Genomic DNA, 13,526 nt, shown 5'->3' on the forward strand with positions numbered 1-13,526 from the left:
GTCGGCTCCCGGCCAGGATGCCGGCGGTGCGGGTGAGTCGGGGTCACCCGCACCGGGTGACCCGGGCACGAAAGAGGGCGGCGGGCGGCGGAGCCAACCCCCTTGGCTCCGCCGCCCGCCGCCCGTGGAGGAGGCAGGTCTGTTCTCTATGACGTCTCGGCGAGCGTGACGGTTGCCGTCGCCTCGGATCCGTTTCGCTGGTACGTCACCTCGACCCGGTCGCCGACCTTGCCGGCCTGCACCGCGCCCACCAGGTCGTTGGAGTCGTTGACCACCTTGTCGCCGAACTTCGTGATCACGTCGCCGCGCTGGAGGCCGGCCTTCTCGGCGGCGCTGCCGGGCACGACCGCCGAGACCAGGGCCCCGCCGTTCTCGGCCGGGGTGACGCTGACCCCGAGGGACGGGTGGCTGACCTTCTCGCCGCGCTGGAGCTTGCCGGCGACGTCCTTGGCCTTGTTGCTCGGGATGGCGAAGCCGACGCCGATGTTGCCGCTGCTGCCCTGCCCGGCGGTGGCGATGGCGGTGTTGATGCCGATCACCTCACCGCGGGTGTTGACCAGCGCGCCACCGGAGTTGCCCGGGTTGATCGGGGCGTCGGTCTGGAGCAGCCCGGAGATCGAACTGGCGCCCTGCCGCGGGTCCTGCTGCTGGCCGTTGCCGCCGGCCTGGATGGTACGGTCCCGGGCGCTGAGGATGCCGGCGGTGACCGAGCCCTGCAGGCCGAGCGGGCTGCCCAGGGCGAGCACCTGGTCGCCGACCTGCATGGCGTCGCTGTCGCCGAACTTCGCGGCCTTCAGGTCGCTGACCCCGCTGGCCTTGACCACCGCGAGGTCGGTCTTCGGGTCGGTGCCGACGATCTTCGCCTGTGCGGTCTTGCCGTTCGCGAAGATCACCCGGACCGCGTCGCCCGAGGCGGAGGCGACCACGTGGTTGTTGGTGAGCACGAAGCCGTCCGCGCTGAGGATCACGCCGGAGCCCTCACCGTTGTCCGTGGAGATCGAGACGACGCTGTCCTGGACGGCAGCGGCGATCTTCGGCAGGTCCGCGCTGTTGATCACCGGGGCGGCCGAGTAGGTGCGGGTGGGGCCGCCCGAGCCGCCGTCCAGGGCGAGCGCGAGCGCGCCGCCCGCCACGCCCGAACCGAGCATCAGGGCGAAGACCGCGACACCGGCGCCGACGAACTTGGCCACCTTCGCGGGGCGGGGCGGGGCCGCCCACGGCGGCACCGGCTGCCCGCCGTGCTGCGGCGGGAGCGGACCGCCCGGGTGCCCACCGGACCAGCCGGACGGGGCGTAACCGGGCTGGTAACCGGCCCCCGGGTACGAGCCCGGCTGGTACGACGGGCCGGGCCGGTAGCCGCCCTGCGCCCCCGCCGGGTACGGCGCGGCGGACGTCTGCCCGTACGGCGCGGCGGAACCCTGCCCGTACGGCGCGGCCGATGTCTGCCCGTACGGCGCGGCGGAACCCTGCCCGTACGGCGCGGCCGAGGTCTGCGCGTCGCCCGACGGCGGGTACGGCCCGGACGGCGCGGACGGCGTGCCCGCCGGCTCCCCCGCGGCGCCGGCGGAGCGGTCGGCCGGGGTGCTCCCGGTCGAGTCCGACTGCCCGGGCTCGACGCGGGACAGCTCGGCGGTGGGGTGCGACGGCTCGCCGTCGGGGGCGGCCGGCCGCCGCTGCGGGTCGGTCTCGAACTCGTTCATGGCTCCACCTTCTCCCGTCGCACTGTCACCAGCCTGGAATCCGCCTGGATGTTTTCTGAAAGTCACTCCGCTTCGCTCTGCGCGTCCGGCAGCAGCGGCAGCCTCACCCGGAAGGTCGCCCCGCCGCCCGGTGTCGCGTCCACCTCGACCGTGCCGTGGTGCGCGGCGACCAGCGCGGCGACGATGGCCAGCCCCAGCCCGGTGCTGGTGATCCCGCTCGCCCGGCGGGTCCGGGCGGCGTCGGCGCGGTAGAAGCGCTCGAAGACTCGTTCGGCCTGCTCGGCGGTGAGGCCGGGACCGGAGTCGGCCACCTCCACCACGGCCAGGTTCCCCGATTCGCCGCGCAGCCGCAGCGTCACCGCGGCATCCGGCGGGGTGTGGGTGAGCGCGTTTGTCATCAGGTTGCCGATCACCTGCCGCAGCCGGGCGTCGTCCCCGTGCACCACCAGCGGGCCGGAGCCCGGCTCGATGTCCAGCTCGATCCGGCGGTCCGGGGCGACCACCCGGGCGGCCTGCACGGCGTCCGAGGCGAGCACCGGCAGCTCCACCGGGGCCAGCGAGAGCGGGCGCTCCCGGTCCAGCCGGGCGAGCAGCAGCAGGTCCTCCACGAGCAGCCCCATCCGGGCCGCCTCGTCCTCGATCCGGCGCAACAGGTCGGCGGTCTGCTCCGGCGCGCGGGCGGCGCCCTGCCGGTACAGCTCGGCGAACCCGCGGATCGTGGTCAGCGGGGTACGCAGCTCGTGCGAGGCGTCCGCGACGAACTGCCGCATCCGCTCCTCCGAGCGTCGGGCCCGCGCCTCGGACACCTGCGCGGCGTGCGCGGCGTCGCGGGCCCCGGCCTCGGCCGACCGGGCCGCCGCCTCGGACGCCGCCCGGGCGGTGAAGGCCGCCTCGATCTGGGTCAGCATCGCGTTCAACGCGCGGGACAGCCGCCCCAGCTCGGACGTGGCGCACGGCTGCCCGTCCTCCGGGTCGGGCACCCGCCGGGTCAGATCACCCCCGGCGATCGCGGCGGCGGTGCGCTCGATCTCCACCAGCGGCTTGAGGCTGGTCCGGACGATGGCCGCGCCGACCGAGGCGAGCAGGACCAGCACCGCGCCGCCGACCAGGAGGTCTATCCAGACCAACCGCTTGACGGCGAGGTCGACGTCGTTGAGGTGCTGCCCCAGCGCCAGGATCCGGCCGTTGCCGAGATCGGTGTAGAGCATCCGCCACCGGGTCCGGCCGTCCTCGGAGCGGACGGTGAAGGGATCGCCGACCTGGTCGGCGAAGCCCTGCACGTCGGTGGGGAACGGGGGCAGCTCCTCCGGCCGCAGCCCCGAGTAGCGGGAGGTGGGCTGCACCCCGAGGGTCGGTGACGCCTGCGCGGCGACGTAGTCGGTGGGGATGCCGACCAGGATCTGGCCGCCCCGCGCCTGGTCGAGGGCCCGGGCCACCCCCATGCTGTCGCCGCGCAGCTGGTCGTCCACCTGCGCGATCAGGTAGTCGCGCAGGAAGAACGTGGTCAGTGAGCTGATCACGAGCAGCGCGGCGGCGACCAGCGCCAGCACCGAGGCGACCAGCTTGACCCGCAGCGGGACGCTGCGGAGCCGGCCCTTCGCGTCGTCGAGGACGCTCACGCCGCCGGCTTGCGCAGCACGTAGCCCACGCCGCGCAGGGTGTGGATCAGCCGGGGCTGGGTGTTGTCCACCTTGCGGCGCAGGTAGGAGATGTAGGACTCGACGATGTTGTCGTCACCGCGGAAGTCGTAGTTCCAGACGTGGTCGAGGATCTGCGCCTTGGACAGCACCCGGTTGGCGTTGAGCATCAGGTAGCGCAGCAGCTTGAACTCGGTCGGGGAGAGCTGGACCCGCTGGCCGGCCCGGTGCACCTCGTGGGTCTCCTCGTCCAACTCCAGGTCGGCGAAGGTGAGCCGGGAGGGGGCCTGCTCGCCGGTGGCCGTACGCCGCAGCACCGCCCGGATCCGCGCGGTCAACTCCTCCAGGCTGAACGGCTTGGTGACGTAGTCGTCGCCGCCCAGGGTGAGGCCGCGGATCTTGTCGTCGGTGGCGTCCCGCGCGGTCAGGAACACCACCGGGGTACGCGTGCCGCCCTCGCGGAGCATCCGGATGACCTCGAAGCCGTCGAGGTCGGGCAGCATCACGTCGAGGACCACCAGATCGGGGCGGTGCTCCTTGGCGGTGCTCAGCGCCGCGCTGCCGCTGGTGGCCGTCGCGACGTCGAAGCCGGCGAAGCGGAGGCTGGCGGAGAGCAGTTCGAGGATGTTGGGATCGTCCTCGACGACGAGCAGTCGCGCCTCGGTCTGGGTAGCGGCCATGCCCGCCATCATCCGCGACGTCGCTGCGGCGGCGCTGGACACTTCCTGAAAAGACCCTGTGAGCTGCGGGTCAGCGCAGCAGCCGGCGGAGCCCGTCGAGCGCGCCGTCGAGGACCCGGATCGCGGTACGGAGCTGGTTGTCGGAGAGCCGCCCGGCCCGGACCAGCCCACCCACCTCGACCGCGAAGGCGGCCAGCCGCTTGTCGAACTCGGCCAGCAGCGGCGAGCCGGCGGCCGGGGCCGCACCCGGCGGCGGGGCGGGAGGCACCCCGCCGGCCCGCCGGGCTGCCCCGTGCAGGTCGCGCCTGAGGTGGCGCGCCGAGCCGCGTACCCCGGGCCGGATCTCCCCGGCGAGGGCGGTGAGGTCGCGCACCGAGGCGGTGATGTCGGCCTCCAGCGTGGCCAGCTCGCCGGCACGGTGGCGCAGCTCGGCACGGCCGGCCTCGGTGATCTCGTAGACCTTGCGGCCACCGGCCGCGGTGTGGGTGACCAGCCCTTCCACCTCCAGGCGTTGCAGCCGGGGGTAGATGGTGCCGGCGCTCGGCGCGTACCGGCCGAGGAAACGGTCCTCCAGCAGCCGGATCAGCTCGTAGCCGTGCCGGGGTCCGTCGCCGAGGAGCTTGAGCAGGTAGAGCCGGAGCCGCCCGTGACTGAACACGGCGGTCACGGCAGCTCCTCCAGGTCGACGGCCTGCGGGCGGGCGAGCGGCGCGAGGCCGCCCGACGACGCCCTCGACCAGGGGAACCTCCGCTCCCGCCGGACGCCGGGCCGGCCGTCGCGGCGGGTGCCGAGCAGGGGTCGACGCGGGCCGTCGGTGGCGACCGCGTCGCGCCGGGCGCCGATCGGGTGGACGTCGCGCGCGGCGGCCGGCTCGGCCAGGGGGCGCCGTCGCGGGTCGTGGACGGTCGGACCGGTCATGGCGACCTCCCCGGGCAGGCGCGGCCGGGTGGCGCGCGACTCAGGAGGAGAGCCTAACGCGATACATCGCGTCACCGGCGGACCGCCGGCCTCAGGCGGCCCGGCCGAGCCCCTCCCCCACCCGGTCCGCCGGCTCGACCTCCGCCGAGCGGTACGCCATGTACGTCACCGGGCCCGGTTGACAGCCATACCGTTCCACCGAGCCCTCCTCACCCTCCCCGACGACACCGACGACGGCCGAGGCGGGTGGGGCGGGCGGGGCGCGCCGGCGCGGGCCGGGACCAGGTGCACCGCGGACTCGGCGGTCCGGGCCAGGGCGCGCCGGTCCGCGTCCCGGGCCGGGTGCAGCGCCGCCCCGACCCGTACGGTCAGCACCAGGTCCCGCGCGGCCAGCACCCGGCGCACCGAGGCCCAGAGCGTCTCGTCGCCGAGGAAGGCGGCGGCCGTGGTGGCCTCGCCGGTGGCGGCACAGCGGTAGGTCAGCCGCAGCGGCACGACGGGCGCACCGGCGTCGACCGCCGCCTGGAAGGCCGCCGGCCGGAAGCCCCGCCCCGGCCGGCAGGCCCGCGACGGCGCCGTCCCGCACCAGGTCGTGCCCTCCGGGAAGACGGCCACCGGGTCGCCGCCGCGCAGCGCCGCGGCGACCCGGTCGACGGTCGCCGGCAGCTCGCGGGGGCGGGCCCGGTCGACGAAGAGGACGCCGGCCGCGCGGGCCAGCGCCCCCACCAGCGGCCACCGGCGGACCTCGGACTTCGCCAGCATCCGGGCCGGCGCCACCGCCAGCACCGCCGGCACGTCCAGCCAGGAGACGTGGTTGGCGACCAGCAGCGCGGGCCGCCGGGGCAGCCGGCCCCGCACCTCCAGCCGTACCCCGAGGACGCGGGCCGTCCCCCGCGCCCACCGGCGCGTCGCCGCCGCCCGCCCGGCCGCCGGCAGCACCGGCAGCAGGCCGGCCAGGACCGCCCCGGCCAGCAGCATCCCGAGTACGCCCAGCAGCCGGGCGACCCGCCACGGCGCCGGTGCGGTCGGCACCTCCCCGGCCCCGGGCAGGCACGCCGGACCGCAGCCGGAGACGGGCCGCCACAGCGGGGCGCTCACCGCTGCTCCCCGCCCAGGAAGTGGCGCAGGTACCGGGGGTTCATCCGGTCCAGGGAGAACAGGACGTAGAAGTCGGCCACCCCGAAGTCCGGGTCGTACGCCGGCTCCCCGGCGATCCACGCCCCGAGCCGCAGGTACCCGCGCAGCAGCGGCGGGATCGCCGCCTGCCCGGCCGGCCCACCGGCGGCGGTGTCCGGGTGGGCCGCCAGCGGCTCGGCGAACCACGGGCGGCGGGGCCGGACCCGCAGCAGCGGCGGCGCGAGGTGCTTCGCCCGGACCAGCGCCCACGCCTCGGCGGCGGCCCGGCCCCCGTCGGCCACCGGCACCGAGGCGCAGCCGCCGAGCCAGCGGGAGCCGCGCAGGTGCAGGTAGCGGGTGATGCCCGCCCACATCAGGTTGATCACCGCGCCGGAGCGGTGGTCGGGGTGGACGCAGGAGCGCCCGGCCTCGACCAGCACGTCACGCAACGGGTCGAGGGCGGTCAGCTCGAACTCGCCCTCGGCGTACCGGCGGTCGACACGGCCCGGCGGCAGCAGCCGGTACGTCCCGACCACCGCCCCGGTGCGCTCCTCGCGGACGATCAGGTGGTCGCAGTGGGCGTCCAGGTCGTCGACGTCGAGTCCGCCCCCGGCCGGGTGCAGGGTGGCGCCGAGCTCGGTGGCGAAGACCTCGTGGCGCAGGCGTTGCGCGGCCGCGACCTGGGTCGGGTCGTCGGCGATCAGCAGGGTGTATCCGCTGGTCGTCAGGGGTGCGCCAGCGGCGTGCAGAACGGCCATGGGTCCTGTGTAGGGGTCCGGGGTTGCCGCCTGCCCGGTGATCGGTGTCGATCCGGTGAACGCCATCCGGCCGTCCCCTGCCGGCGGCGGCCCGCCGGCGTGCGAGGCTGCCCGGGACCCGGCGACGAGGCCGGACGCAGGGAGGTACCCGATGATCATCGAGTCCCGGTTCAACGGACCGCCCGGTTCGGGCAACGGCGGGTGGAGCGCCGGGGTGTTCGCGACCGCGTACGGCGGCAACCGGCCGGTCGAGGTGACGCTGCGCCGCCCGCCGCCGCTGGACACCCCGCTGGCCCTGGCCGACGGCGACGTCCTGGACCCGGACGGACGGCTCGTCGCCCGGGTCGACCCGACCGACGACCTGCCCCCGGCGGTGCCCGGCGTGGACGCGGCGACGGCGCGGGCCGCCTCGGCCCGGTACCCCGGTCTGGTCGACCATCCCTTCCCCGGCTGCTACGTCTGCGGCCCGGACCGGGTGGACGGTCTGCGGATCTTCCCCGGCCGGCTGCCCGACGGCCGGACCGCCGCGCCGTTCCGGGCCCCGGAGCGGGTCGTGGCGGCGACGGTCTGGGCCGCGCTGGACTGCCCCGGCGGCTGGGCGGTCATCGCCCCGGGCCGGCCGTACGTCCTGGGCCGGATCGCCGTGCTGCTCGACGCGCTGCCCGAGCCGGGCGACGAGTGCGTGGTGACCGGCGCGACGGTCGGCGGCGAGGGGCGCAAGGCGTACGTGCGCACCAGCCTGTACGGGCCGACCGGCGCGCTGCTCGGGCGGGCCCGGGCCACCTGGGTCGCGCTGCCGCCGGAGCCCGCGTCTCGTCCCTGAGGATGACCCCCTCCTGCCCGGGAGGGAGACCGGAATGGCGAGCGGGTCTGATGGCGAAGGTTGACCACTCTTGACAGGCTGGGCCCGGCGCCTCCGCAACGGCGCCGTACGCCGCGGCGCACCACGCGCCGCCGCACGGGAGGAGAACGATGTCCGACGGGCAGTGGAGCCCCAGCACCGGCCAGATCGTCGTGTCCGGACTGACCAAGGAATACAAGAACGTCCGGGCGGTCGACAACCTGTCCTTCACGGTGGAACCGGGGCGGGTGACCGGCTTCCTCGGCCCGAACGGCGCCGGCAAGACCACCACCCTGCGCATGCTGCTGAACCTGGTGACCCCGACCAGTGGCACGGCGACCATCGGCGGCCGGCGGTACGCCGACCTGACCGACCCGCTGCGGCACGTCGGCGCGGTCCTGGAGGCGTCCAGCGCGCACAAGGGCCGCACCGGCATCAACCACCTGCGGGTGATCTGCGCGGCGGCCGGGCTGCCGAGGCAGCGGGCCGACGAGGCGCTGGCCCTGGTCGGGCTGACCCCGGCCGCCAAGCGCAAGTTCAAGGGGTACTCCCTGGGCATGAAGCAGCGCCTCGGCATCGCCGCCGCGATGCTGGGTGACCCCCGGGTGCTGATCCTCGACGAGCCGGCCAACGGCCTGGACCCCGAGGGCATCCGGTGGATGCGCGGCTTCCTCAAGAGCCTCGCCCACGAGGGCCGGACGATCCTGGTCTCCAGCCACCTGCTCTCCGAGATGCAGCTGCTCGCCGACGACGTGGTGATCATCGCCGCCGGCCAGCTCGTCCGGCAGGGCCCGGTGGAGCAGGTGATCGGCTCGATGGCCCAGGGCCAGCGGGTCCGGGTCCGGACCCCGAATGCCGAGGAGCTGACCACCGCCCTGAAGGCGCAGTCGGCCACCGTGGCCGTCGACGAGCACGGCGTCCTGCTGGTCGACGGGGTGGACGCGGCGACGGTCGGCCGGACCGCGCTGGCCGCCGGCGTGGAACTGCACGAACTCACCACCGAACGACCCGACCTGGAACGGGTCTTCCTGGAGCTGACGGCCGGGAAGGCGGGCATCCGATGAACCTGGTTCGATCCGAACTGCTGAAGATCCGCACCACCAACACCTGGTGGATCTTCGCGCTGATCATGCTGCCGCTGTGGGCACTCACCCTCGGGATCAACTGGTTGCAGACCGACGCGCTGGCCGCCGGCAGCATGGAGGGCGTGCCGCCGGAGCAGGTCGACCAGGTCCGGGCGTTGATGGACCAGGACGCCCTGGCGGCCAACCTCTACACCAACGGGCAGCTCTTCGGCCTGCTCATCGTGATGCTGCTCGGCGTCGTCGTGGTCACCAGCGAGTTCTTCCACCAGACGGTGACCACCACCTTCCTCACCGCGCCGCACCGCACCGCGGTGATGGCGGCGAAGCTGGTCGCCGCCGCCGTGCTGGGGCTGGTTTTCTGGGTGCTCTTCACGCTGCTCAACATCCCCGCCGGGGCGGCGATCCTGGGCACCGTGGACGTCGGGTCGCAGCTGGGCAGCAGCGCGGTCTGGCGGGCGATCGCGCTCAACGGCCTGGCGTACCTGCTCTGGGCGATCCTCGGCGTCGGCCTCGGGGTGCTGATCCGCAGCCAGATCGGCGCCACGGTGACCGGCATCCTGCTCTACCTGGGCGGGACGATCGGCGCCATCACGGTGCTCAGCCTGCTGGCCGCCCGGTTCGGCGAGTGGATCAACAAGCTCCAGCTGCTGGTGCCGTCGCTGGCGTCGAGTCTGATGGTCAGCGGGGCGGACATCCCCGGCAACCCGCCCCGCTGGGCGGGCGCGGCGGTGCTGATCGGGTACGCGGCGGTGGCCGGCGCGATCGGCGTGCTGACCATCCGGCGGCGCGACATCTCCTGACGCGCGCCCTCGGCACACGACCCCGGACGGTGACCCGCGTGTCACCGTCCGGGGTCGTGCCGTCTAGCAGGAATCAACGGGACACGCAGCGTTTGCCGAACTTCTGGCATCTTCTGTGAAACGGACCACCCGTCGGAGGCGGAAATGCCTGCGGCATTCGCACGGCGTAGCCTGGGACCGTCCTCCGTGCGCCCACATCCGGGCGCGGAGGCCAACGCGAGACATTCAACCCGGGTGAAAGAGGCGATCAGCGGCCGTGTCGACCCAGCAGACTTCGCAGGAGAACCCACTGGCGGGTTTCGGCCCGAACGAGTGGATCGTCGAGGAGATGTACCAGCGCTACCTCGCCGACCCCTCGAGCGTCGACTCGGCCTGGCACGACTTCTTCGCGGACTATCGGCCGGCGCCCGGCGCCGCCACCGCCCGTCCGGCTGAGGAGAAGGCCCCGGCCAAGCCGGCCGCCGCCGAGCCGGCCGCCCAGCCGGAGGCCGCCGCGACGGTGGCCCAGCCGGCGACGAAGCCCGCGCCCGCCGCGCCGAAGCCGGCCGCCAAGCCCGCCGCCGTGCCCGCCAAGCCGGCGCCGGCCGCGAAGGCCGCCCCGGCCAAGCCGGCCGCGAAGGCCCCGGCCGTGAGCGCCGCCGGCACCACCCCGCTGCGCGGCATCGCCGCCAAGATCGTGCAGAACATGGACGCCTCGCTGGCCGTCCCGACCGCGACCAGCGTCCGCGCGGTCCCGGCCAAGCTGCTGGTCGACAACCGCATCGTGATCAACAACCACCTCGCCCGGGGGCGCGGTGGCAAGGTCAGCTTCACCCACCTGATCGGGTACGCGATGGTCCGGGCGCTGGTCGAGCACCCGGAGATGAACAACTCCTTCGCCGAGGTCGACGGCAAGCCGGCGCTGGTCCGCCCGGAGCACGTCAACCTGGGCATCGCGATCGACCTGGCCAAGCCGGACGGCTCCCGCAACCTGGTGGTGCCCTCCATCAAGGCGTGCGAGCAGATGGACTTCCGCCAGTTCTGGCAGGCGTACGAGGACGTGGTCCGGCGCGCCCGCCGCAACGAACTGACCATGGAGGACTACTCCGGCACCACCATCTCGCTGACCAACCCGGGCGGCATCGGCACGGTGCACTCGATCCCGCGCCTGATGCAGGGCCAGAGCGCCATCATCGGCGTCGGCGCGATGGAGTACCCGGCGCCGTACCAGGGCATGAGCGAGGCCACCCTCGCCGAGCTGGCGGTCAGCAAGATCATCACGCTGACCAGCACGTACGACCACCGGATCATCCAGGGCGCGCAGTCCGGCGAGTTCCTCAAGGTCATGCACGAGCTGCTGCTCGGCGAGCGCGGCTTCTACGACCAGATCTTCACCTCCCTGCGCATCCCGTACGAGCCGGTGCGCTGGATGCGGGACGTGGCCGTCGACTCCGAGGGCCAGATCAACAAGACCGCGCGGGTGCACGAGCTGATCCACGCGTACCGGGTGCGCGGCCACCTGATGGCCGACACCGACCCGCTGGAGTTCAAGATCCGCAAGCACCCGGACCTGGACGTCCTCCAGCACGGGCTGACCCTGTGGGACCTGGACCGGGTCTTCCCGGTCAACGGCTTCGCCGGCCGGCAGCGGATGAAGCTGCGCGAGATCCTCGGCGTGCTGCGCGACTCGTACTGCCGCCGGGTCGGCATCGAGTACATGCACATCCAGGACCCGGAGGAGCGGCGCTGGATCCAGGAGCGGATCGAGCGCCGGTACGAGAAGCCCGCCGCCGACGAGCAGAAGCACGTGCTCAACCGGCTCAACGCCGCCGAGGCGTTCGAGACCTTCCTGCAGACCAAGTACGTCGGACAGAAGCGCTTCTCGCTGGAGGGCGGCGAGTCGCTGATCCCGCTGCTCGGCGAGGTGCTGGAGGCCGCCGCCGAGGGCGGGCTGGACGAGGTCGTCATCGGCATGGCCCACCGCGGCCGGCTCAACGTGCTGGCGAACATCGTCGGCAAGCCGTACGAGAAGATCTTCTCCGAGTTCGAGGGGCACCTGGACCCGCGCTCGACGCAGGGCTCCGGCGACGTGAAGTACCATCTCGGCCAGAACGGCAAGTTCACCACCCCGGACGGCGACCACGCGGTCAAGGTGTCGGTGGTGGCGAACCCGTCGCACCTGGAGGCCGTCGACCCGGTGCTGGAGGGCATCGTCCGGGCCAAGCAGGACCGGATCGACCTCAAGCTGGAGGGCTACACCGTGCTGCCGCTGGCGGTGCACGGTGACGCCGCCTTCGCCGGCCAGGGCGTGGTCGCCGAGACGCTCAACCTGTCGCAGCTGCGCGGCTACCGCACCGGCGGCACCGTGCACGTGGTGGTCAACAACCAGGTCGGCTTCACCACCGCCCCGGAGTACAGCCGGTCCAGCCTCTACAGCACCGACGTGGCCCGGATGATCCAGGCGCCGATCTTCCACGTCAACGGCGACGACCCCGAGGCCGTGGTCCGGGTCGCCCGGCTGGCCTTCGAGTACCGGCAGGCGTTCAACAAGGACGTCGTCATCGACATGGTCTGCTACCGCCGGCGCGGGCACAACGAGGGCGACGACCCGTCGATGTCCAACCCGGAGATGTACAAGATCATCGACTCGAAGCGCTCGGTGCGCAAGCTCTACACCGAGGAGCTGATCGGGCGGGGTGACATCACCGTGGAGGACGCGGAGGAGCTGCTGCGCGACTACCAGGGGCAGCTGGAGCGGGTCTTCAAGGCCACCCGCGACGCCGCGACCACGCCGCGCCAGCTCTCCCGCCCGAAGCGCGAGGACGAGCCGGAGCCGCAGGTCGAGACCGCCACCGACGCCGCCGTCGTGCGGGCCATCGGCGAGGCGCACGTCAACCTGCCGGAGGGCTTCACCCCGCACAAGCGGATCCAGCAGCTGCTCGACCGCCGCGCCAAGATGTCCGTCGAGGGCAACATCGACTGGGGCTTCGGCGAGATCATCGCGTTCGGTTCGCTGCTGCACGACGGGGTCACCGTCCGGCTGGCCGGCCAGGACTCCCGCCGGGGCACCTTCGTCCAGCGGCACGCCTCGATCGTCGACTCGAAGACCGGCGACGACTACCTGCCGCTGAAGTCGCTCACCGGCGACGGCGAGCGGTCCCGCTTCTTCGTGCACGACTCGCTGCTGAGCGAGTACGCGGCGATGGGCTTCGAGTACGGCTACTCGGTCGAGAACATCAACGCGCTGGTCTGCTGGGAGGCCCAGTTCGGCGACTTCGTCAACGGCGCCCAGTCGGTGATCGACGAGTTCATCTCCTCCGGCGAGGTGAAGTGGGGCCAGCGCTCCGCCGTCACCCTGCTGCTGCCGCACGGCCACGAGGGGCAGGGCCCGGACCACACCTCCGGCCGCCCGGAGCGCTTCCTCCAGCTCTGCGCCGAGGACAACATGCGGGTGGCCGTGCCGACCACCCCGGCGAACTACTTCCACCTGCTGCGTCGCCAGGCCCTGTCGCCGAAGCGCAAGCCGCTGGTGGTGTTCACGCCGAAGTCGCTGCTGCGGCACAAGCTCTGCGTCTCCCCGGTCGAGGACTTCACCACCGGCACCTTCCAGCCGGTGCTGACCGACCCGGCCGCGCCGGCGGCGGAGCAGGTGAAGCGGGTGCTGCTCTGCTCGGGCAAGGTCTACTACGACCTGTTCCAGGCCCGGCAGGAGCGGGGCACGACCGACACCGCGATCATCCGGATCGAGCAGCTCTACCCGATGCCGGTGGAGGAGATCCGGGCCGCGCTGGCGGCGTACCCGAACGCCGAGGACTTCGCCTGGGTGCAGGAGGAGCCGGCCAACCAGGGCGCCTGGTCGTTCGTCGCGCTCAACCTGCTGGAGCACCTGGCCGACGTCCGGCTGCGGCGGATCTCCCGCCCGGCCGCCGCGGCCCCGGCGGTCGGCTCGGCCAAGATGCACGAGGTCGAGCAGACCGCGCTGATCGAGGCGGCCCTCCCCCGCCCGTGACCT

Annotated in this window: 10 protein-coding genes and 2 pseudogenes; 4 read left to right on the plus strand and 8 right to left on the minus strand. The window is 73.6% G+C overall.

From position 1 onward, the window contains the following. Positions 1-146: 146 nt before the first annotated feature. The 8 genes and pseudogenes from GA0070614_RS11000 to GA0070614_RS11030 all read right to left on the minus strand — a co-directional run bounded on the left by GA0070614_RS11000 (position 147) and on the right by GA0070614_RS11030 (position 6,809). Positions 147-1,700 carry a S1C family serine protease gene (locus GA0070614_RS11000; RefSeq protein ID WP_088975862.1) on the minus strand — a complete coding sequence of 518 codons (1,554 nt, stop codon included), beginning with the start codon at positions 1,698-1,700 and terminating at the stop codon, positions 147-149. A gap of 62 nt (positions 1,701-1,762) precedes the next feature. Further along, positions 1,763-3,001 (minus strand): annotated as a pseudogene (locus GA0070614_RS11005) (sensor histidine kinase); the annotation flags it as partial. A 152-nt stretch (positions 3,002-3,153) separates the two neighbouring features. Continuing rightward, a pseudogene (locus GA0070614_RS31650) lies at positions 3,154-3,319 on the minus strand (two-component sensor histidine kinase); the annotation flags it as partial. Continuing rightward, on the minus strand, positions 3,316-4,017 hold the full coding sequence (locus GA0070614_RS11010) for a response regulator transcription factor (RefSeq protein ID WP_088979374.1): 702 nt from the start codon (positions 4,015-4,017) through the stop codon (positions 3,316-3,318). The gene GA0070614_RS11010 and the pseudogene GA0070614_RS31650, both read right to left, overlap by 4 nt. 70 nt (positions 4,018-4,087) lie before the next feature. Then, positions 4,088-4,684, minus strand: a complete 597-nt coding sequence (locus tag GA0070614_RS11015) for a PadR family transcriptional regulator (RefSeq protein ID WP_088975864.1) — start codon at positions 4,682-4,684, stop codon at positions 4,088-4,090. Continuing rightward, a complete protein-coding gene (locus GA0070614_RS11020; RefSeq protein WP_088975865.1) occupies positions 4,681-4,935 on the minus strand; it encodes a hypothetical protein in 255 nt (84 codons plus the stop codon). The genes GA0070614_RS11015 and GA0070614_RS11020 overlap by 4 nt, the downstream gene beginning before the upstream one ends. Before the next feature lie 165 nt (positions 4,936-5,100). Next, a complete protein-coding gene (locus GA0070614_RS11025) occupies positions 5,101-6,033 on the minus strand; it encodes a lysophospholipid acyltransferase family protein (RefSeq protein WP_088975866.1) in 933 nt (310 codons plus the stop codon). Continuing rightward, complete coding sequence (locus GA0070614_RS11030) at positions 6,030-6,809, minus strand: GNAT family N-acetyltransferase (RefSeq protein ID WP_088975867.1); 780 nt, start codon at positions 6,807-6,809, stop codon at positions 6,030-6,032. Before GA0070614_RS11030 ends, GA0070614_RS11025 begins: the two co-directional genes overlap by 4 nt. A gap of 151 nt (positions 6,810-6,960) precedes the next feature. Here GA0070614_RS11030 and GA0070614_RS11035 point away from each other — a divergent pair, with 151 nt between their 5' ends. The 4 genes from GA0070614_RS11035 to GA0070614_RS11050 all read left to right on the plus strand — a co-directional run bounded on the left by GA0070614_RS11035 (position 6,961) and on the right by GA0070614_RS11050 (position 13,523). Next, positions 6,961-7,632: a hypothetical protein gene (locus tag GA0070614_RS11035; protein WP_088975868.1), complete on the plus strand. Its 672-nt coding sequence runs from the start codon at positions 6,961-6,963 to the stop codon at positions 7,630-7,632. A gap of 149 nt (positions 7,633-7,781) precedes the next feature. Further along, positions 7,782-8,714, plus strand: coding sequence for an ABC transporter ATP-binding protein (locus tag GA0070614_RS11040; protein ID WP_088975869.1), 933 nt, complete (start codon positions 7,782-7,784; stop codon positions 8,712-8,714). Beyond that, positions 8,711-9,535 carry an ABC transporter permease gene (locus tag GA0070614_RS11045; protein WP_088975870.1) on the plus strand — a complete coding sequence of 275 codons (825 nt, stop codon included), beginning with the start codon at positions 8,711-8,713 and terminating at the stop codon, positions 9,533-9,535. Before GA0070614_RS11040 ends, GA0070614_RS11045 begins: the two co-directional genes overlap by 4 nt. A gap of 256 nt (positions 9,536-9,791) precedes the next feature. After that, positions 9,792-13,523: a multifunctional oxoglutarate decarboxylase/oxoglutarate dehydrogenase thiamine pyrophosphate-binding subunit/dihydrolipoyllysine-residue succinyltransferase subunit gene (locus GA0070614_RS11050; protein ID WP_088975871.1), complete on the plus strand. Its 3,732-nt coding sequence runs from the start codon at positions 9,792-9,794 to the stop codon at positions 13,521-13,523. The last annotated feature ends 3 nt before the right edge of the window (positions 13,524-13,526 follow it).

Origin of the sequence: Micromonospora coxensis, from assembly GCF_900090295.1 — a bacterium.
GTDB classification, from domain to species: domain Bacteria; phylum Actinomycetota; class Actinomycetes; order Mycobacteriales; family Micromonosporaceae; genus Micromonospora; species Micromonospora coxensis.